Here is a 19,770-nt window from a genome sequence, read left to right on the forward strand (position 1 = left end):
TAGGTCATTCGGGCGGATAGACCTACTTGTTCCGTCAGCTACTCACGGAACGTTAAAGGTGTACCACCGGTCGTGACCGTTGGAAAGTTTCCGGCTCAGTTAATTTCTTCGTCCATTAATGCCCTCCCCAGCCTAGAAAGTCCCCTCGGCCCGATGAACGGCGGCGCGCCGCGTCACAAGGGACCGATGAACGGAGGGGTGGGCAGGGGTAGGGCCCGGGTCGATGCTTCCGGGATCGACCCGGGCCCTGAGTGGGGCGCCGGTGGTGGGTGGGCGCGAAGGGGGTTAGCCGGTTAGGGCGTAGATGTTCAGGTGGCCGGCGATGGAGTCGTAGCGTTCGGCGTAGATGGTGGTGCAGCGGGCCGAGACGCAGTTGCCGCCGGCGAAGGCCATGCCGCGGATGGTGGCCGTGGTGCTGCCCGGCTTGGTGTAGACCGGGCCGCCGGAGTCGCCGCCGCGGATGACGGTTTCGCCCGACTTGCTGCCGCGGATGACGTACGTCGTGCAGCCGTCGGGGTCGCAGTACTTCGCGCTCAGCGAGTCCACCCGGATGTTGCAGATGGAGTTGCTGAAGCTTCCCGATTGGCAGACCAATTGGCCAACCGCCGGGTCGGCCGCGCCGCTGACCGTGCGGGTCTCCGCGGAATCGCCCGCGCCGTACGTCCAGATCTTCGGGCCATAGGAGCTGCCGGTGAGCAGGGCCTGGTCGTAGTCGGGGTAGTTCACCCGGCCATTGGTGGTGCCGTAGTAGTTCGAGCCGGAACGCCAGTACGTGCCGTTCACACCGCAGTGGCCGGCGGTGACCGAGGCGCGGGCGTTGATCGCGCGGCGGACCACGCTGAACCCGGCGGTGCAGTACTTCAGGGACGACGCGATCCGGGCACCACCCCAGTGGCCGCCGGTAGCCGTGTCGTTCAGCCGGTCCATGCGCTGGTTCTTCCCGGGCTTCAGGCGCACCACCTCGGGGTCGATCTTGCTCAGACCCGCGAGGGCCTCGGCGCTGGTGCCGTCCGCGTCGTACTCGACGACGATCTGCTCGGTGGCGACGTCGAGGTCGGCGGTGAACGTGATCTTCTTCGCGTCGCTGGACCACTCGCGTTTCCCGAGCTCGGTCCAGGCGGCGGCGATCTGCTTGGCGGAACGGCAACTGCGCTCGGTGCCGAGCATCTGCAGGCCGGCCTCCGGCACGTGTTTGGCCACGGCCGCGTTGTACGTCTTCTGGTCGGTGACGGACTCGTCGAACATCACCTTGTAGCCGGATCCGGGCGAGCCCAGGATGCCGATGATGCCGACGCTCAGGCCATACGGCAGGCCGGAGGTCGGGCGGCCGGTTTCGGTCATCGGTTCGACCGAGCGGATCGCCTGGTTGATGCCTTCACCGATCGCGTCGCCGAGTGGTCTGCGGTCGGTTGAGCTGGTGGGTTGGCTGAGACGCTCCGACTGCGTGCTGTTGGCCGACGGAGGTGTGTGATCACATCTCGATTCGACGGAGCCGGGCGAACCAAAACCATTGGGTGAGGCGTTGGTCGGCAAGGCCGCGAATGTTGCACTGAGAGTGACGGAGCTGAGGACGAGGACCCGGACGGTGGTGGTAAGTCGCACGTTGCCCCTTAGCGCTGGACGTGTTTGCCCTGCATCGTCCGATCAGTGACTGCGGATCGTCAATACCCGGTCACTATACGCGATCAATTAGGCCTACCGTGTCCGCACGTATGACGCAAGTTCGAGCCCGTCGGCGCCCAGGAATCGCAGGCTGATTTTGTCGCCCACAACCTTGCGGGTCTCCATCAGCACGCCGGTGTGCGGCACGTTGTCGCAACCGGCCAGGCGCTGGTCGCCGACGGTCGCGCTGAACTGGCCGCCGGCACCGATCGTGTACGTCCCGCCGAGGCTGTTGCAGCCGTCCGAACCCGTCCAGGTCCCGTCGGCGGCGAAGGTCAGCATCGGCTGCTGCGGCCGGGCCTTCCTCAACCCGGTGAACCCGGTCATCCGGAGCGGGAACCAGGTGCCGCTCACACCGCTGACAGTCGCGGGAGCCGTGGCCGACGCGGTGGTCGTGGCGCTGCTCGTCTGGACCGCGGCCGGCTGCCCGGCGACGGGTGGGCCGTCCGGCTCGCGCTGCATCGCCACACCGACGACGGCGACCGCGGCGACCGCGACCACGGCGGCACCGGCGGCGGCCCAGGTCTTGCGCTCGCGGCGCACCTGGGTCTCCGCCCGGATGACCAGATCGGGCGCGGCCGGCACACTCGCGGCGGCACGCTCGAACGTCTTCCGCAGGTCTTGTTCGAGTTCAGTCTTGCTCACGGCAACCTCTCATCAACGCGGCTGTACTGCCTGGCCGTCCGCAGCGAGGCCAGCGCTCTGCTGGCCGTCGCGCGCACGGACGACGGTTTGATGCCGAGCACATCGGCGATCGTCCGGTCGTCCATGTCCTGGTAGTAGCGCAGGACCAGAACGACCCGTCCCCTGGCCGACAACCGGGCGAGTGCTCGCCAGAGGTCGTCGGAGTTCACGATGTCGATGGCGGGGTCGGGCACCGTGCGTTCGGAGTCGATGTCGGCGGCGGGAGCCTCGGTGAAGGACCGCTTCCGGGTCATCGACAGGTAGGAATTGACGAGGATCCGCCGCACGTAGTTATGTGGATCCTCCGTTCGTTGCACGCGCCGCCAGTTGCGGAACGCCTGCATGAGGGCGATCTGGGCCAGATCTTCCGCACGCTGGTAGTCCCCGGACACGGTGAATCCGAGCCGCACCAGGTCTTGCCCGCGCGCGGACGCGTACTCCTCGAACTCCACTCGCAACTCCCTGGACGGGTTTACAACACCTCACACCTATTAGACGCGGTTGACCACCCAGAGTGCTGCAAAGATTTCAATCAGTTGTATGTCGCCGTCAGTTCAGCAGGAACGAGCGCACCGCGTTCTTGCCCGTCGGGTCGGTCGGACTGCCCTGAATCCCGTGCCCACCACCCGGTACGACGACCAGCCGCCCGCGCGGCGCCTGCCGCTTGGTCCAGACAGCGTCTTCGACCGGGCAGAACAGATCGTTGGTGCCGTGCAGGATGAGCGTGGGCGGCACGAGTCGCGGCAGCTTGGAGTACGTCGACGCGCGAGCCGGTTCCCAGCGCAGGCAACCCTCGACCATCAGCATCGAGCGCGCGGTCCGTACGTCGTACGGGTAAAGCGTGGCCGGGTCCAACCGGCTGACGGCGCGGTCGAGTGCGGCCTGGCGGAGCGCGAGTGGTGTCTCGGACGTACCCCACGGCTGCTTCCGGACATCCGAGCAGAGGGTCGCCATGTGCAGCCCGGCGGAGAGTTGGTCGTACGGGGTGCCGAGGCCGCTCGCCCGCTCGAGGAACTGCTTCAAGGGAGCCATGTTCCCGTTCCGCGCGTCGTTCAGCAGCTTCGGTATGCCCTTGAACGAGGGATTGACCGAACTGACGCTCATGATCGACAGCGATTCCACGAAGTTGACGCCGTTGATCGGTTTGCCGTCGAGCTCGCCGTTCCGTAGCAGCCAGGCGAGGTCCGCGACCGGGTCCGTCGTACAGGCGGGGTCCTGGGCGCAGGCGCGCGCGAGTACGGTTCGGGTGGTGGTGCCCAGCAGATCGACGCCGAATGGGTCGAGACCGCTGAACGGTACGACCGAGTCGAGGATCAGCGCGCTCACTCGGCTCGGGTGGCTCAACGCGTAGTGGGCGCCGGTGAACGTGCCGTACGAGACGCCGTCGATCGTGAGCCGCTGCTGGCCGAGTGCCCGGCGTAGCAAGTCGACGTCCGCCACGGTGTCGGTAGAGCGGTAGAAGTCGCGGTTCTTGCCGAGCTGCCGGGAGCAGGCGTCGACGGCATCTGCGGCCGGGGTGAGCCAGTCGGAGCCGCCTACGGATGTCTGGAGCTCCTGGCAGTTGATGCCCTTCGGGCCTGTCCCACGCTGGTCGAACATCACCAGCCGGTACTGCGCCAGTACGGCCGGGTCGAAGTAGTTGCGGACTCGGTTGACGAGTGAAACGCCGGGTTGGCCTGGACCGCCTGTGAGCAGCAGTAGTACGCCGCGAGGCGCGTCGGCGTTGTCGGCGGCTGCAACGGACAGCTCGAGGGCAGGGCCGGTACGGCGTCCGTGGTCGAGGGGGACGCGCAATGTCGTACAGGTGAAGCCGGGAGTGTTCGGGCAGGGTGCTGGGTTTTCCAGCACCGGGTTCGCCGATACCGGATTCTGCAACGTGGAGGTGGTAGTCGGGCCGGGGGTTGGCGTGGCGGTGGGGGAGATGCAGCTGACGAGCACCGTGGTGACGGCGGTCAGGGCGGCCAGGCGGTTGCGCATTCAAAGCCTCCAGGTAGGTATGCAGCCTCAGGGTGCGACTACCTCGACCGGCTGACAATGACCTTCAACCGTGGCCAAATATGGGCATGCTGCGCATCGAGTTCACTGCCGAGGACTTGGCCAAAACGCGGATCCTGCCGACGCTCGGGCCGTTCGCCGAGACGGTGCTCGGGGTGGGCTCTGTGCGGATGGCGCGCTACCCGACCGCTCCTTGGCTTGCGGCGCTTCGGGGCAGCTCGGTGCACGAGTTGTCGGATCTGGCTCGCTTCTACAGCCCTACCCCTTGGATCCAGTTGGACCTGTTCAGCCGGGTGGGGGCGGCTGCGGACTTTGGTGAGGCCGCCGAGCGCGTGTTGGCCATGCCGGACCACCTGTTCCGGGATGAGGTGGAGGTGGCCCGCTGCCGGTATACGGCGTCCTGGTTGCGGGGGATCGAGCGGGCGGAACTGGCTCCGCGCCGAAGGATGGTCAGCGTGCTGGAGCGGCTGCACGCGGATACGGTCGCTCCGCATTGGTCTGCGATCAGTACGGCCTTGGAGACGGAGAGGGCGCGTCTGTCCCGCATCCTGGCTGACCGGGGCGTTGAGGGCTTGCTGTCATCGCTGCACCCGTCGATCCGCTGGAAGTCTCCGGTGCTGGAACTACCGACTGCGGGTCGTTGGGCCATGGAACCGCTGCTCGGCCGGTTGCAGGGCGAAGGCCTGGTTGTCGTGCCCTCGGTGTTCTGCGCGACCGGTCCAACGCCGTACTTCCCGCACGACGGTCGGCCCGCCGTACTGGTCTATCCGATCGCCAGTGACGAGCTGTGGACTTCAACGTCCTCTAGTACGGCGTTGGCGACGCTGCTCGGTCGGACGCGGGCAGCGATGCTCCAGGCGCTCGCTGCGGGCGGTACGACGACTGAGTTGGCTGAGCGGGTTGGGGTGTCTCTGGCGAGCGCTAGTCAGCACGCGACGGCGCTGCGCGAGGCAGGGCTGGCGGTGAGCGTGCGGGAACGCAACAAAATGCAGCACGGCCTGACCCCGCTAGGCCAGGCCGTGCTCGAACGCGCCCTCAGGTGAGGCAGCGTGCTCTTAGGTGAGACAGCGTGATCCCAGGTGAGGGTCAGCGCATGCCGAGCGACTTGATCAGCTCGGGGGTGACGATGCGCGGCGACGCGAGATCACCGGGCTTGCCCTGGCCCTCGAACGAGGTGGCGACCAGCCGCCGGCAGCCGTACGCCTCGACCGTGTACGTCAGCACACCGCGCTCGTTGTCGGTGAAACGCAAGGCGTACGTCGGGCCGAGCTCCTTGGTGCAGAACTTCGGCTCCTTCGTCGTCGGCTTGGCGGCGTTGACCAGGGCGAAGAGGTCGGTGGCCTGCTTGCCCTGTCGCTTGGTGGTGACGTTGGCGTAGGCCTTGCCGACGGCCTCGGCGTCGTACTGGCAGATCGTCACGCTGACCGGCTCGAACGCCGACTTGGCCGAACCCTTGCCCCAGAGGGCCTTGTCCACCTGGGACCGGACCGTGGCGATCGTCTCCGGGCAGTCCATGCTCGGGGTGCCGCTCGGGTTCGGCGTTGGCGCCGACGGGGTCGGGGTGGGGGTTGCGGGCGAACTGGTGGTCGGGGTCGGGCTGGGCTGGGCGGAGGGGGCGCTCTCGTCGCCGCAGCCAGTGGCTGCCGCGAGAACCATCACGATCATCGAGGCACCGACGAGGCTCCGTGTCCGGGTTACTGCACTCACGACTCGGTCCTTCCGGTTGCTGACACGTCTTGCTGACAGAACTTGGACTTGCTGGGCGGAACTACCTGTGGTTCGAACTACCTGGGGCGGCACAAGGGACCCATGATCGTTGACGCAGATCTCGCGCACTGTGGCGGAAGCGTCACGGCAGCACGTCTATCTGGTCACGGCAATGGCCGTCTGGTCAGCGGACGTTCTGACCCGCCGTCCGGTTGCCCTCACCGGACTACGGTTTCGTGAAAATGGCATGATCATCCCGACTCGGACGACGCCATCAGGAGGCATGCAGTGGGCAAGAGGAAGGACGCGGCCCTTCTCGCCGAACAGCAGGCGGCGGAATGGCAGCTCGGTCAGGACTGGGCCAAGTGGCTCTTGACGGGTAACGAGCCGCAGCCGTTGACCTTGTACGGGATCATCCTCGAGCAGGGCGAGACGGCCTATTTGCAGACCACGGTCAACTACGCGCGGCTGTACGGCGGCACCGGCGTGTACAACCAAAGCGGCGGCATGTATTTCGGCAAGCCCGGCATGGTGCTCGGCCTGATGGCTGCGACCGCCGCGGTGAACGCAAGCCGTCGCTCGGCCGCAAGGCGTGACATGCAGTTGCTGTGGCGCGATTTGCAAGAGGTGTCGCTCATCGCGACTTCCAACCGCCTGATGTGTCATCTGCCGGCTAGAGGCTGGTTGAGCTTCGACTACTCGACGGTGACCGAGTTCTACCCGGATCCGGCGAACTGGACGCTCACCTTCGGCTTCCAGAACTCAGAGCCCTTGCGGCTGGTCGGGCTGCCAGTCCCGACCTTGTCGGTCCTGAGCGCCTGGCGGGTGATGGGCTCGCGTTGGACGACGGAACCGGGTATCGCGGCGCTGGTGCAGCCCGCGCAGCAACAGCAGGTCTCAGGCGGTCAGGGCGAGCAGCGCCAACTGCCCCGAATCCCTGGCCAGGACTAGGCTGGACGCATGAGTACGCCGTACGAGGAAGACGAGCCGGTTCTGCCTGACCAGACCCGCGATGACGACCCACGCTCTTGGGGCGAGTCGACCGAAGAGGACGACGAGCGCTTTCTCCGCGAGGTCCCCCCGCACCACAACTAGTGCGCTGCGAGGGGGCTGGGTCAGCGGGTGCGGAGGGCGTCGCGGATTTCGGTGAGCAGCTCCTGGTCGGTGGTCAGGGTCTCGGCCTCCGGCTCACTCTGGCGCTTCCGGCGCTCGTTCAGGTGGTTGATCGGCACTACGATCACGAAGTAGATCGCCGCGGCGACGAACAGGAAGTTGATGACCTCCTGCAGGATCAGCCCGATCGAGAACTTCGCCTCGTTGATCGTGAACGTGCCGACGTTCGTCACATCGGGTTGACCGAAGATCGCGGCGACCAGCGGGTTGATCAGACCATCGACCAGTGCCGTGATGATCTTGCCGAACGCGGCGCCGATGACGACCGCGACCGCGAGGTCGACGACGTTGCCGCGCATGATGAATTCTTTGAAGCCTTTGAGCATTTCCGCCTCCACCGTCAAAGGGTCCGGCTGACCCTCGGTTCGCTATCCCGATGAAGTTAGTGCTCCCGCCCCACCAGAAGCGAGAGCCCGCGCCGGAACCGTACGTGGCTGTCAGGACGCACAGCGCCACCAAGGAGCCAACTGCGTCAGGTGATTCCGGAGAGGGCGAGAGTCAGCCGACTGCTCGTCGCAGCTTGAGCGATCCGCGCGGCCGCCTGCGATTCGAGCTCCAGCACGACCAAGGCGCCAGACCGCCCGGACGTCGAACCGCCGCCGCCGAGCGATGACCCGATCCCGGTCTCGCCAGAACCAGCGCCAGAACCAGCGCCAGGACCAGCGCCAGGACCAGCGCGGGGGAGTGCCATCACCCGCAGCCCTGTGGCAAGGCGGGCCGCCAGCGCCGAGGTGGTGCTGGTAGCGGCGTACACGTCGATCCGATCGCCGACCCGGAGCAGCGCGACCACCTCGGCATCGTCGAAGCGGACCGGATACGCGACCACGCCCGCGCCGCCAGCTCGCCGTACGAGTGCAGAAGAGACCAACGCAGGGGAGACGAAACGCGCGTCGGTGAGGATCTCGCCGGCCCGGATCGGGGCGGCCAACGTCCGCCGGGCGGCGGACGTCTCGGGTCTGAGCGCGCCCGTCGGTATGAACTCCGGCGGTATCGCGACCACTCGCAGATCGCCGGGCAGTAGGCGCTCGCCACCCGGAAGGTCACGGGCGGCGGCGAGAACGCGCACGGTGGGAGGCGGTGCGGGGGCGAGGGCGGTGAGGGCGAGATACACGCCTGCGGCGGCGGCCACCGCGGCCAGGGACCGCCGATGCCAGCGCACGGCCCGCAGCAAGCGATGCCTCAGAGGTTCGTTTCGGCTCATGCCAGAGAAGTTACGAGCCTGGAAGAGCCGATCCAGCCTTATCCACAGAGCAATTCCAGCGAAAGCGGGACCTCAGGCGGCGGAGGAAGACTTCCCACTGGAGGAACTGCCCGACGAGGACGAGCTGCTCGAGGAGGAAGAACCGGAGTCACCCGAGCTGGACCCCGAGCCGGAGCTCGACGCAGCAGGAGCCGCGGTCTTCGCGCCCGAGTCGGACTTCGACGGCACGGTCGCGGTGCTCTTCGTGTTGCGGCTGTCGTTGCGGTAGAAACCGGAGCCCTTGAAGACGACGCCGACCGCGTTGAACACCTTGCGCAGCACTCCGTCGCACTCCGGGCACACCGTCAGTGCGTCATCGGAGAAGCTCTGGCGCACCTCGAGGTTGGTCCCGCAGTCGGTGCACTGGTACTGGTACGTCGGCACGTCGATCCCTTCAGGCCTGGCACTCCTACTACTCGACTGCTAATAATGCGCTACGCGACCGAACTATTCCAATCAAGCCGCAAAAACAGCCTCGGAAGCAGGTGCCGCCACGCCCGGAAGTGGCAGGACGGACGGCCCCATTTGGGGTGTGAGCGGCGTTGTCTCTACGGTTGGGTCCGTGCGCCGCCTGTTTCGACTCTCCGTCATCAGCGGTATCGCCCTCGCCATCTTGCTGATGGTGATCGCCGGTACCGGCGTCTTCGTTGTCCGCCACTCGTTCCCGTCGTACGACGGCTCCGCCGAGCTGCCCGGGCTCGACGCCGAGGTCGAGGTGGTTCGCGACGCCAACGGCATCCCGCAGATCTATGCGGACAACGCCGGTGACCTGTTCGCCGCGCAGGGTTATGTGCACGCTCAGGACCGGTTCTTCGAGATGGACTTCCGGCGCCACGTCACGGCCGGCCGGCTGTCGGAGTTGTTCGGCGCCGACGCGCTGGAGACCGACAAGTTCGTCCGCACGCTCGGCTGGCGCCGGGTGGCCGAGCGCGAGCTGAAGATGCTCGAGCCGACGACCCGCGCGTACCTGGACGCGTATGCGAAGGGCGTCAACGCCTACCTCGAGAAGAACCAGGGCTCCGGCGTCTCCCTCGAGTACGCCGTGCTGAGCCTCCAGGGCGAGGACTATCGCCCCGAGCAGTGGACCGCGGCCGACTCGCTGGCCTGGTTGAAGGCGATGGCCTGGGACCTGGCCGGCAACATGGACGACGAGATCGCCCGGACCAAGATGGCCACGATCCTGTCGCTCGCCCAGATCAACAAGCTCTACCCGGCCTATCCGTACGACCGGAACGCGCCGATCGTCGAGGCCGGCAACGTCAGCGGCGGCAAGTTCGTCAACGCCAAGCCGACCGGCAAGTTCAACCGCGGTTCGCTCGACCCGGCGCTGCGCAAGTCGCTGGATCAGCCCGAGCTGCGCAAGTCGCTGGACACGATCGAGCGGATCACCAAGGGCCTGCCGGACCTGATGGGCAAGGGCGACGGCATCGGCTCGAACTCGTGGGTCGTTTCGGGCGACCACACCACGACCGGCAAGCCGCTGCTCGCCAACGACCCGCACCTCGGCGCGACGATGCCGGGCGTGTGGTCCCAGGTCGGGCTGCACTGCCGCAAGATCAGCGAGGGCTGCCCGTTCGAGGTGTCCGGGTTCGGCTTCGCGGGTGTGCCCGGGGTGGTGATCGGCCACAACAACGACATCGCTTGGGGCTTCACGAACCTCGACCCCGACGTGACCGACCTGTACCTGGAGAAGATCCGCACCAACGGCACCCAGTACAACGGCAAGATCGTCCCGTTCGAGGAGATCCGCACCGAGACGTTCAAGGTGGCCGGCCGGGACGAACCGGAGAAGCTGACCGTCCGGGTGACCAAGCACGGCCCGCTCATCTCGGACATCTCCGAGGACGCGAAGGAGACCGGCAAACTCTCCACCGAGTACGGCCAGGGCAAGGCACAGCGGTTCGGCACCGAGACGTACGGCGTCGCGATGCGCTGGACCGCGCTCACGCCGGGCCGCACCGCCGACGCGATCTTCGGCTTCAACAAGGCCAAGAACTGGACCGAGTTCCGGGCCGCCGCCAAGGTCTTCGAGGCCCCAGCACAGAACCTGGTGTACGCCGACCGCGAGGGCCACATCGGCTACCAGGCGCCCGGCAAGATCCCGGTCCGCGGCATGGGTGGCGGCAAGTCGGCCGGCGACTGGCCCGCCCTCGGCTGGGACCCGGACTACGACTGGAAGAGCTTCCTGCCGTTCGAGGAGTTGCCGACCGAGTTCGACCCGGCCGACGGCATCATCGTCACCGCGAACCAGGCCGTCGTCCCCGGGGATTACCCGCGCCACCTCGGCAGCAACTGGGACTACGGCTATCGCTCGCAGCAGATCCTCGACCGGATCAAGCGCGCGGGCAAACTCGACGTGAACGCGATGGCCGACATCCAGCTCGACAGCAAGAACGCGAATGCCGAGATGCTGGTACCGCATCTGCTGGACATCGGTATCCCCGACGACTTCGTGCGCCAGGGCCAGGACGTGCTGCGCGGCTGGGACTTCCAGCAGCCGGCCGATTCCGCCGCCGCGGCGTACTTCAACATCGTCTGGCGCAACGTGCTCGCGCTCACCTTCCACGACCAGATGCCCGAGTCGATCTGGCCGGACGGCGGTTCGCGCTGGTTCGAGGCGGTGCGCGATCTGGTCGACGAGCCGAACAACGCCTGGTGGGACGACCTCGGTACGCCGCAGCGCGAGAGCCGGGACGACGTACTGCGCGAGGCGATGATGAAGGCCCGCAGCGACATCACGAAGGCGATGGCCCGCGATCCGGAGAACTGGGAGTGGGGCCGGCTGCACAAGCTGACCCTGACCAACCAGACCCTCGGCAAATCGGGCATCGGCGTGGTCGACCGGCTGTTCAATCGAGGCCCGTACGAGCTCGGCGGCGGCAACTCCCTGGTCAACGCGACCAGCTGGGACGCGGCCAAGGGCTACGCGGTCACCGCCGTGCCGTCGATGCGGATGGTGGTCGACCTGGACAACCTCGACAACTCCCGCTGGATCAACCTGACCGGCGTTTCGGGGCACGCGTTCCACGGCAACTACACCGACCAGACCGAGCTGTGGGTCAAGGGTCAGACGCTGCCGTGGGCCTTCACCCGTGGCGCGGTCGAGGCCCGGCGCGAGCACACCTTCACGCTCACGCCAGGCCCCAAATAACTACAGACCGCCCGCGAGCGGTCCCACTCGCCAAGCGTCGATGACCGGCTGCAGTCCCTCGCCCAGTGCGGGGAACTGCGGCACCAGCGGCAGGCACGCGATGACCTGCAGGTTCCGGGCGGCGCCCATCACCGCGAGCGCGCGCTCGTCCATACCCGGCCGTCCGAGCTTCGCCGCGGCCTCGTTGTAGATGGTCGCGATCTCCGCCGGGAACAACGCGAAGTCCCACTCGATCGGCCCGACCGTCACGTCCTCGAAGTCGGCCCAGAGCGCGCCGTCGCCGACCATGATCATGTTGTACGCCGGTGCGTCGCCGTGGATCGGCTGCACTGACGAGTTCGGGAACTCACGCTCCCACCCGGCACGCGTCCCGACGATAGGCTCGAGCAGCTTCCACTCACGCTGGGCACGCTCGAGGTCTTCCGGCGCAAGCAAGTCGGGCTGACCCTCGAGAGCAGCCAGTCCCTGCGGTACGACGTTGTTGACCGGCGACAGCCACGTCAGTTCGCCCGGGTAATCCGCCAGCGCGTGATGCAGCTCGGCCGAGCGGGCGGCGTTCCCGGCCCAATCCGGCTCACCCGCGACCTCGACGTACTGCCAGAACGTCATGGACAGCCCGTCCCGGCTCACCGGCTCACGTCGTACGAGCGGGCTGGGCGGAACCACCGGGTGGCCCTGACCCTGCAACCAGGCGACGGCGTCGAGCTCGGTCCGCTGGCGGGCGAGCTGGGTGGTCGCGGTGAACTGCGGCGGCAGCACGATCGGGATGCGTGCCACCACGGGCGACGGTTTGAGGTGTACGACCACCGAGAACGCGTCGTACAACGCGGTCGCGTCGGTCACGTCCAGCCCGAGGTCACGGGCGGTCGCGGTGGCGGTGGCGACCGCGCTCGCGGTGCGGGCGGTCAACTGGTCGGCGGTCAGGTGCTCGTTCATCCGCGCATTCTGCACGACTGTGCGGTCACGTCTGGCGAACGTCTGACCGATTGGTCACCCGTAGGCCGGAGGGCGTGAGCGCGGCATCGACGTACTGGTCGTGGGCGTCCCGCGGCAGGGCTTCGACGACTTCGCTGGGATAGACCGCGGCCCAGATCGGTACGTCGGCGGCGCGGGCGAGGGCCCGGTCGTACGAGCCGCCGCCCCGCCCAAGTCGTACGCCGTTGAGGTCGATCGCCAGCGCCGGGCAGATCACGAGCGCCGCCGAGGCGATCGCGTTCGGGCCGAGATCCTCCAGCGGTTCGGTCAGACCGAGGCGGCCCGGATGCAGGCCCGAGTCCGCCGGCCCCCAGCCGAGGTCGTTGTCGTCGTACAGGAGCGGTAGCAGCACCCGCACGTCGTGAGCGCGAAACCAGTCGAGCAGCGGCGTGGTGTCCGGCTCGGTGCCCATCGCGAGGTAGAGCGCGACACATCGCGCGGCCTGAAACTCGGGCCTGACCTGCGCGGATGCGAGCAACCCCGCACCCGCGGCAGCCACCTCGTCCGACGTCAGCGCACGTCGTGCCGCGAGCAGTTCCTTGCGCCGGGAAGCCTTATCGAGGGCGGGAGATTCCACAGGCCTGATGGTAGACGGGTGGGTTGTGTTCGTATGGGTACGCTGTGTAGGCATCGGTGCGAATGCGGATCACTTCGGAGGTTCCTACCTCAAATCCATGCGAAATATGTCAAGAGTTGCCTGGTTCGGCTCCTCAGATCGGGCTCGGATCGGGGAGAGTAAGGGGTGTACGCGTTGACGGGACTGGCGCTCTCCCCGTCACATCTCAGGTGAAAGGGTGTCGTTGGTGCTGCGTCGTGTTCGGGGGATGGCGATGATGGCGGGCCTGTTGCTGCTCGCTGTCGGCTGCGGGTCCGGGCCGAGCAAACAGGACAGCGAGTCCGTCCAGGCGGTCGTGAGCCAGTACCTGAAGGACCGCGCCACCCGGGTGACCGACGAGGGCACCGCGATGAACGGCAAGCCGCTGACGACCGCGCGGCTCGATCCCGATTTCGCCGTCGGGATCGAAACCCACGCCAAGAAGCTGGACGAGCGTCGTGCCGCCGGGACGCATACCCGGGCCGAGGTCGAGGTCACCCTCACTTCGCTCGAGGTCACCGGTGAGCTCGCGAAGGCCGCCGTCACCGACAACACCAAGCTCTACCTGCCGTCCGGTGGCGCGACCGCCGCCAACCGTGGCGCCAAGCAGGACTACAGCCTCAAGCGCGTCTTCACCCTCAAGCGCGAAGGTGGCGAGTGGGCCATCACCGGCACCTGGCTGGAAGAACCACCCGGCAAAAAGCTCCCGATCACCGAGGTCGGTTTCTAACCCTGTCAGGGTGATCTTCGTCGCGCGCTGCGGTTGGACCGTACCCGTTCAGTAGGGTTGCCGCATGAGTCAGGACGGTTTGCGCCAGGCGACGGAGAAGATGCGTTCGGCCGGGGTCGCGGAGGTCGCGATCAAGGTCTTCACGCACTACTACGGACTGCTCGAATCCGGTCAGCAGGGCACCATTCGCGAGGCCGAGATCGACCCGGTCGGCGACCTGCCACATCTGGAACACCTCGACACCGACACCGAGGCGATGCGTGCCGCCCTGGCCGAGACCGTGGTGATCAAACTCAACGGCGGCCTCGGTACGTCGATGGGCGTCACCGGTCCCAAGTCGGCCCTGCCGGTGAAGGACGGCCTGAGCTTTCTCGACATCATCGCCCGCCAGATCCTGCACCTGCGCAAGACGTACGACGTACCCCTGCCGCTCGTCCTGATGAACTCGTTCCGCACCCGGGAGGACTCCCTCGCGGTGCTCAAGGCGTACGACGAGCTGCCGGTCGACGGGATCCCCCTGGATTTCCTGCAGAACGCCGAGCCCAAGTTGCGGGCCGACGACCTCACCCCGGTCGAGTGGCCGGCCGAGCCCGAGCTCGAGTGGTGCCCGCCGGGTCATGGCGATCTCTTCACCGCGTTGGTCGCCTCGGGCATGCTCGACGCCCTCCGCGAGAAGGGCTTCCGGCACGCCTTCGTTTCGAACGCGGACAACCTCGGCGCCACCCCGGACGGCCGGATCGCCGCCTGGATGGCCGAGCACGACGTCCCGTTCGGGATGGAGGTATGCCGCCGGACCAGGTCCGATCGCAAGGGCGGGCATGTCGCGGTGCGCAGGTCCGACGGCCGGCTGATCCTGCGGGACAGCGCCCAGGTGCATGAGGACGACAACGCCTCGTTCCAGGACGTAACCCGGCACAAGACGTTCAACACCAACAACCTGTGGATCGACCTGGACCGGCTGGCCGAGCTGATGGCCGGCCATGACGGCGTGCTCGGGCTGCCGATCATCGTGAACAAGAAGACGGTCGACCCGTCGGATGCCGAATCGCCGCGGGTGATCCAGCTCGAGACCGGGATGGGTACGGCGATCGAGACGTTCGAGGGTTCGCAGGCGGTGATCGTGGACCGGTCCCGGTTCAAGCCGGTGAAGACCACGAACGACCTGCTCGTGCTGCGCTCGGACGTCTACGAGCTGGACGAATCGGGCGAGCTGACCACCACGCATGAGGGCGACGAGCCGTACGTCGATCTCGACCAGGCGTACTTCCGGATCCTGGCCGACTTCGAGCGCCGGTTCGCCGGTGGTGCGCCGTCGCTGGTCCGGGCCGACCGGCTCGAGGTGCGCGGTGATGTTGCCTTCGGCAAGGATGTGACCGTGATCGGTGACGTCGAGGTGGCAGCGGCCGCGGGGGAGCGCCGGGAGATCCCGGACGGAACGGAGCTTCGTGGCTGAGGTCTTCATCCGGCCGCTCGAGCCGGCCGACTGCAACGACGCGGCCGACGCCTGGTGGGCCTCGCGGCTGGGCGGTCTGCCGGCGTTGCCCGCGCCCATCCATACGCAAGACCAGGTACGCGACTGGTTCGCGCACGTGCTGCTGCCCGACGCGCAGACCTGGGTCGCGCTCGAGGCCGATCGGGTGGTGGCCGTGCTCACGCTGGACGGCGATGACCTCGACCAGCTGTACGTCGTACCGGAGTTGGCGGGGCAGGGGATCGGCTCGATGCTGGTCGATCTCGCGAAGGACCTGCGGCCGGGCGGGTTGGCGTTGTGGACCTTCCAGACCAACGTACCCGCACAGCGGTTCTACGCCTCGCACGGCTTCACCGAGGTCCGTCGTACGGATGGGGCCACCAACGAGGAGAAGGCGCCGGACGTTCGAATGGTCTGGGGCGCCCACCCCGAGGCCTAACCGGCCAAGGCGCTAGGGTTCGGCGCATGAGGCGCAGTGTCGACGAACATCTCCAAGCGGTGCTGGAGCGGATCGCGCCGCTGCCCCCGTTCGAGCAGCCGTTGCTGGAAACCCTCGGGCTGGTGTTGTGCGAGGACGTCGACTCGGCCATAAGCCTGCCCGGTTTCGACAACTCCGCGATGGACGGTTATGCCGTGCAGGCCGCGGACCTGGCCGGCGCCTCGGAGGAGAACCCGATCACGTTGCCGGTGATGGGCGACATCGCCGCGGGCCGGAGCCGTCCGCTGGTGGTCACGCAGGGCACGGCCACCCGGATCATGACCGGTGCCCCGATGCCACGCGGCGCCGATGCCGTCGTACCGGTGGAGTGGACCGATGGTGGTGCCGTCTCGGTCCGGATCAACCGGCAGCCGCAGCTCGGCGCCTCGATCCGGCGGGCCGCTGAGGACATCGCGGCCGGCGATCGCGTACTCGACAAGGACACCCTGCTCGGTCCGCGCCAGCTCGCCATCCTCGCGGCGGTCGGCCGGTCCCGGGTGATGGCCCGGCCGCGGCCGCGCGTGGTCGTCATCTCGACCGGTGCCGAACTGCGCGAGCCCGGTTCGAAGCTGGAGCATGGCCAGATCTACGACTCGAACAGCTACACCCTCGCGGCGGCAGCACGGCAGGCCGGGGCGATCGTCTATCGCGTCGGCATCGTGGACGACGACGAGAAGCAGTTCCTGGACACGTTGTCGGATCAGCTCGTGCGGGCCGATCTCGTGATCACCACGGGTGGCGTCAGCAAGGGCGCGTACGACGTGGTGAAGGAGGTGCTGCGCAAGACCGGCACGATCGACTTCCCCGAAGTGGCGATGCAGCCGGGTAAACCGCAGGGCTTCGGCGTCATCGGTGAGGACGCGACGCCGATCTTCACGCTGCCCGGCAACCCGGTATCGGCGTACGTCTCGTTCGAGGTCTTCATCCGGCCGGCGCTGCGCAAGCTGATGGGACGGCTGCCCTACCGGCGGCAGGCGGTCAGCGGCGTACTCCTGGACGACTTCTCGTCTCCGAAGGGCAAGCGCCAGTTCGTCCGTGCGGCTGCCAGTCTCAACGAGGACGGCTGGATGATCCGTACGGTCGGTGGGCACGGCTCGCACCTGCTGGGCGGGATGAGCCGTGCGAACGCGCTGATCGTCGTACCCGAAGAGGTGACCGGGATGCGTGCCGGTGAGAAGGCCGAGATCTGGCTGCTCGACGAGGAGACCTCATGACCGACGACCGCCGCCTTACCCACGTGGACGAGTCCGGTGCGGCCCGAATGGTCGACGTCTCCGGCAAGGACGTGTCGGCGCGGCAGGCCGTTGCCTCCGGCAAGGTTCTCGTCAGTGCCGAGGTGGTCGCCGCGTTGCGTGGCGAGGGCGTGCCCAAAGGTGACGCGTTGGCCGTGGCCCGGATCGCCGGCATCATGGCCGCGAAACGTACGCCGGACCTCGTGCCGTTGTGCCACCCGATCTCGATCAGCGGCGTGAAGGTGGAGTTGGAGGTGTTGGACGACGGCGTCTCGATCGTCGCGACCGTACGGACCAATGACCGGACGGGCGTCGAGATGGAGGCGCTGACCTCCGTGACCGTGGCCGGTCTGACCGTGATCGACATGGTGAAGGCGCTCGACCCGGCCGCCGTCATCACCGACGTACGCGTCGAGACCAAGGACGGCGGCAAGACCGGCCACTGGGAGCGCGGATGACGCGGGCCTTGGTGGTGAGCGTCTCGAACCGCGCGGCCGCCGGCGTTTACGAGGACACCACTGGTCCGTTGATCGCGACGGCCTTGTCCAGTTGGGGTTTCAGCGTCGACGGGCCGCGCATCGTACCCGATGGTGAGCCGGTTGAGCTGGCCCTGCGCGCCGCGGTCGCATCGTCGTACGACGTGGTGGTGACGACGGGCGGGACCGGTATCTCCCCGACGGACGCGACTCCGGAGATGACCGCACGCGTGCTGGATATGGAGATTCCGGGCATTGCCGAGGCGATTCGCGCGTACGGCGTGGCCAAGGGGATCGCGACGGCCTCGCTATCCCGGGGGCTCGCGGGGGTGGCCGGGCGCACGGTGATCGTGAACCTGCCGGGTTCGCGTGGTGGCGTGAAGGACGGACTCACCGTGCTCGAGCCGATCCTGGCGCATGCGGTCGACCAGGTGGGCGGCGGCGATCACGAACGGACGGACCTCGCCTGATGGCCGAATTCCGCTGGCCTGTTGAGCTGCGGCACGGCTCGGTGGGGTTACGGCCTCTGCGTGCGTCCGATGGCGCCGAGTGGAGCGCCGTACGTCAGCGCAACGTCAGTTGGCTGCGCCCGTGGGACGCGACGCAGCCGCCGGGTGGCGATTCGGGTGCGCCGACGTTCCGCGCAATGGCACGCGAGATGAACCGGCAGGCCAGGCAGGGACGGATGTTGCCGTTCACCCTTACTTATGGGGGAGCGGTCGAGGGACGCGGCAAATGGCCGTTGGTCGGGCAGTTGACCGTGTCCGGAATCACCTATGGATCAGCGCGTTGGGCCAACCTGGGTTACTGGATCGACGAGGCGTGGGCCGGCCGGGGTATCGTGCCGACGGCGGTCGCGATGGCCGCCGACCATTGCTGGTTCGTCCTTGACCTGCATCGCATCGAGATCGCGATCCGCCCGGAGAACAAGGCGAGTCTGCGGGTGGTGGAGAAACTGGAGTTCCGCGACGAGGGTTTGCGGCCCGCGTTTCTGCACATCGACGGCAAGTGGCGAGACCATCGGATCTTCGCGTTGAACCGTGAAGAGGTCGGCGCGGGATTGCTGTCCAGACTGGCTTGATCACTGGCCGTGTTAATCACACCAGTCACACGAGTCTTCTTGCGACACACCGCCCGACGTACCGGATGTGAACCGTCCGTGGTCTTAGCGTCATGGCATGGGGACGACCGGGCTGATCTATGTGGCGATCGTCGCTGCCTGGGCTGCCTACCTCGTTCCGATGTGGCTGCGCCGCAGCGACGAGGCTCCGCGCGCGTCCTCTGGTGACCCTTCCCCGGAGCGCCGCGTGCTCGCTCGGCAGACCGATGACCAGGACCGTGCCCGGTACGTCGTCCGGCCGCCGGGCTTCTCCGAGCCCCTGCCTGTCGAGGGCAACCCGCCACCACCTCGGCGTTCGGCTGCATCCAACCGAGCCCGCCGGGTGGCCGCTATGCGGCGCCGGCGGGTCCTTTCCATGCTGACCCTGTCACTGCTTTCCCTCACCGCCCTGGCCTCGTTCGCGATGGTGCCGTGGTGGTCCCTTGGTGTGCCGGGTGGTCTGATCCTGCTCTTCGCGGTCGTCGCTCGCGCGCAGGTGCGCAAGATGCACCGCCTCGACGAGCTCGACCGACTGGACCGCCTCGAGCGCCGCCGCGCGCGCGATCAGCATGAGGCCGGCCCGTCTGCCGCCGCGCCTGCGGCGGACGTCGAGGAGACGATCGAGGTCCGCCTCCCCGAGCCCGAGGCCCCCGCGGCCGAAGGCCTCTGGGACCCGGTCCCCGTCACCCTCCCGACGTACGTCCACAAGGAGAAGGCCCCCGACCGCACGGTCCGCACGGTCAACCTCTCCGGCCCCGAAGTCTTCTCCTCCGCCCGCGCCACCCCGACCCCCGCCGAATCCCACCCCCCGGTGGCGGACCCGGCCCCCGAGGTCGAGGAGTCCACCGAGATCCCCCGCGCCGTCAACGACTAACCGCCCGCACCCCTTCCCCGGGACGCGGCGCGGTCCGGCGTGGTGCAGGACCCCGGTGGTCAGACGGCTTCGGAAATCATGTTAAAGTTCTGCGGTCGCAAGGACGCAGCGACAAGCCTGGGGCTGTGGCGCAGTTGGTAGCGCGCCTCGTTCGCAACGAGGAGGCCAGGGGTTCGAATCCCCTCAGCTCCACCCAGATCAAAGGCCCTTTCCGAGCAATCGGCAAGG

The 19,770-nt window shown here is 67.6% G+C and carries 22 protein-coding genes and 1 tRNA gene; 13 read left to right on the top strand and 10 right to left on the bottom strand.

The window, feature by feature from the left end; translation table 11 throughout:
- Nucleotides 1-285: 285 nt before the first annotated feature.
- The 4 genes from OG394_RS33930 to OG394_RS33945 all read right to left on the bottom strand — a co-directional run bounded on the left by OG394_RS33930 (nt 286) and on the right by OG394_RS33945 (nt 4,323).
- Nucleotides 286-1,341 carry a hypothetical protein gene (locus OG394_RS33930; protein WP_328991265.1) on the bottom strand — a complete coding sequence of 352 codons (1,056 nt, stop codon included), beginning with the start codon at nt 1,339-1,341 and terminating at the stop codon, nt 286-288.
- Nucleotides 1,342-1,695: 354 nt separating this feature from the next.
- On the bottom strand, nt 1,696-2,307 hold the full coding sequence (locus OG394_RS33935) for an META domain-containing protein (protein ID WP_328991266.1): 612 nt from the start codon (nt 2,305-2,307) through the stop codon (nt 1,696-1,698).
- Complete coding sequence (locus OG394_RS33940; RefSeq protein ID WP_328991268.1) at nt 2,304-2,798, bottom strand: SigE family RNA polymerase sigma factor; 495 nt, start codon at nt 2,796-2,798, stop codon at nt 2,304-2,306. Before OG394_RS33940 ends, OG394_RS33935 begins: the two co-directional genes overlap by 4 nt.
- A gap of 97 nt (nt 2,799-2,895) precedes the next feature.
- Nucleotides 2,896-4,323 carry an alpha/beta hydrolase gene (locus tag OG394_RS33945; protein ID WP_328991270.1) on the bottom strand — a complete coding sequence of 476 codons (1,428 nt, stop codon included), beginning with the start codon at nt 4,321-4,323 and terminating at the stop codon, nt 2,896-2,898.
- An 86-nt stretch (nt 4,324-4,409) separates the two neighbouring features.
- Here OG394_RS33945 and OG394_RS33950 point away from each other — a divergent pair, with 86 nt between their 5' ends.
- On the top strand, nt 4,410-5,384 hold the full coding sequence (locus OG394_RS33950) for a winged helix-turn-helix domain-containing protein (protein WP_328991271.1): 975 nt from the start codon (nt 4,410-4,412) through the stop codon (nt 5,382-5,384).
- Nucleotides 5,385-5,427: 43 nt separating this feature from the next.
- Here the strand turns inward: OG394_RS33950 and OG394_RS33955 are convergent, their stop codons facing one another.
- Entirely contained in the window at nt 5,428-6,048 is a 621-nt protein-coding gene (locus tag OG394_RS33955) for a hypothetical protein (RefSeq protein WP_328991272.1), read from the bottom strand.
- Between the two features lie 288 nt (nt 6,049-6,336).
- Here OG394_RS33955 and OG394_RS33960 point away from each other — a divergent pair, with 288 nt between their 5' ends.
- On the top strand, nt 6,337-6,999 hold the full coding sequence (locus tag OG394_RS33960) for a hypothetical protein (protein ID WP_328991273.1): 663 nt from the start codon (nt 6,337-6,339) through the stop codon (nt 6,997-6,999).
- A 9-nt stretch (nt 7,000-7,008) separates the two neighbouring features.
- A complete protein-coding gene (locus tag OG394_RS33965) occupies nt 7,009-7,143 on the top strand; it encodes a hypothetical protein (RefSeq protein ID WP_328991274.1) in 135 nt (44 codons plus the stop codon).
- A 20-nt stretch (nt 7,144-7,163) separates the two neighbouring features.
- On the opposite strand, the gene mscL is transcribed toward OG394_RS33965, so the two are convergent.
- The 3 genes from mscL to OG394_RS33980 all read right to left on the bottom strand — a co-directional run bounded on the left by mscL (nt 7,164) and on the right by OG394_RS33980 (nt 8,845).
- On the bottom strand, nt 7,164-7,547 hold the full coding sequence (gene mscL, locus OG394_RS33970) for a large conductance mechanosensitive channel protein MscL (RefSeq protein ID WP_328991275.1): 384 nt from the start codon (nt 7,545-7,547) through the stop codon (nt 7,164-7,166).
- 146 nt (nt 7,548-7,693) lie between these two features.
- A complete protein-coding gene (locus tag OG394_RS33975) occupies nt 7,694-8,422 on the bottom strand; it encodes an SAF domain-containing protein (protein ID WP_328991276.1) in 729 nt (242 codons plus the stop codon).
- A 72-nt stretch (nt 8,423-8,494) separates the two neighbouring features.
- Nucleotides 8,495-8,845, bottom strand: a complete 351-nt coding sequence (locus OG394_RS33980; RefSeq protein ID WP_328991277.1) for an FmdB family zinc ribbon protein — start codon at nt 8,843-8,845, stop codon at nt 8,495-8,497.
- A 178-nt stretch (nt 8,846-9,023) separates the two neighbouring features.
- Between OG394_RS33980 and OG394_RS33985 the strand changes: the two genes are divergently transcribed.
- Nucleotides 9,024-11,612 (top strand): penicillin acylase family protein, encoded by a 2,589-nt coding sequence (locus tag OG394_RS33985; RefSeq protein ID WP_328991278.1) that lies wholly within the window; start codon nt 9,024-9,026, stop codon nt 11,610-11,612.
- On the opposite strand, the gene OG394_RS33990 is transcribed toward OG394_RS33985, so the two are convergent.
- Together OG394_RS33990 and OG394_RS33995 are read right to left on the bottom strand one after the other, a co-directional pair.
- Nucleotides 11,613-12,548, bottom strand: coding sequence for an aminoglycoside phosphotransferase family protein (locus OG394_RS33990; RefSeq protein WP_328991280.1), 936 nt, complete (start codon nt 12,546-12,548; stop codon nt 11,613-11,615). It abuts the gene before it with no gap.
- A 25-nt stretch (nt 12,549-12,573) separates the two neighbouring features.
- Nucleotides 12,574-13,164: a 5-formyltetrahydrofolate cyclo-ligase gene (locus OG394_RS33995; RefSeq protein ID WP_328991282.1), complete on the bottom strand. Its 591-nt coding sequence runs from the start codon at nt 13,162-13,164 to the stop codon at nt 12,574-12,576.
- Nucleotides 13,165-13,390: 226 nt separating this feature from the next.
- Here OG394_RS33995 and OG394_RS34000 point away from each other — a divergent pair, with 226 nt between their 5' ends.
- The 9 genes from OG394_RS34000 (at nt 13,391) to OG394_RS34040 (ending at nt 19,734) form a co-directional block, all read left to right on the top strand.
- On the top strand, nt 13,391-13,912 hold the full coding sequence (locus OG394_RS34000; RefSeq protein ID WP_328991283.1) for a hypothetical protein: 522 nt from the start codon (nt 13,391-13,393) through the stop codon (nt 13,910-13,912).
- Between the two features lie 64 nt (nt 13,913-13,976).
- Complete coding sequence (locus OG394_RS34005; RefSeq protein ID WP_328991285.1) at nt 13,977-15,365, top strand: UTP--glucose-1-phosphate uridylyltransferase; 1,389 nt, start codon at nt 13,977-13,979, stop codon at nt 15,363-15,365.
- Nucleotides 15,358-15,822, top strand: a complete 465-nt coding sequence (locus OG394_RS34010) for a GNAT family N-acetyltransferase (RefSeq protein WP_328991286.1) — start codon at nt 15,358-15,360, stop codon at nt 15,820-15,822. The genes OG394_RS34005 and OG394_RS34010 overlap by 8 nt, the downstream gene beginning before the upstream one ends.
- A 26-nt stretch (nt 15,823-15,848) precedes the next feature.
- Nucleotides 15,849-17,075, top strand: coding sequence for a molybdotransferase-like divisome protein Glp (gene glp / locus OG394_RS34015; protein WP_328991287.1), 1,227 nt, complete (start codon nt 15,849-15,851; stop codon nt 17,073-17,075).
- Nucleotides 17,072-17,551, top strand: a complete 480-nt coding sequence (gene moaC, locus OG394_RS34020) for a cyclic pyranopterin monophosphate synthase MoaC (protein WP_328991288.1) — start codon at nt 17,072-17,074, stop codon at nt 17,549-17,551. The genes glp and moaC overlap by 4 nt, the downstream gene beginning before the upstream one ends.
- The gene (locus OG394_RS34025) at nt 17,548-18,039 is read left to right on the top strand and encodes a MogA/MoaB family molybdenum cofactor biosynthesis protein (protein ID WP_328991289.1); all 492 of its coding nucleotides are present in this window, start codon (nt 17,548-17,550) and stop codon (nt 18,037-18,039) included. Before moaC ends, OG394_RS34025 begins: the two co-directional genes overlap by 4 nt.
- Nucleotides 18,039-18,650 carry a GNAT family N-acetyltransferase gene (locus tag OG394_RS34030; RefSeq protein ID WP_328991290.1) on the top strand — a complete coding sequence of 204 codons (612 nt, stop codon included), beginning with the start codon at nt 18,039-18,041 and terminating at the stop codon, nt 18,648-18,650. The genes OG394_RS34025 and OG394_RS34030 overlap by 1 nt, the downstream gene beginning before the upstream one ends.
- Nucleotides 18,651-18,747: 97 nt before the next feature.
- Entirely contained in the window at nt 18,748-19,542 is a 795-nt protein-coding gene (sepX, locus tag OG394_RS34035) for a divisome protein SepX/GlpR (protein WP_328991291.1), read from the top strand.
- Between the two features lie 119 nt (nt 19,543-19,661).
- Nucleotides 19,662-19,734: transfer RNA gene (locus tag OG394_RS34040), tRNA-Ala, on the top strand.
- Nucleotides 19,735-19,770: the final 36 nt, after the last annotated feature.

Source organism: Kribbella sp. NBC_01245 (assembly GCF_036226525.1).
GTDB lineage: Bacteria > Actinomycetota > Actinomycetes > Propionibacteriales > Kribbellaceae > Kribbella.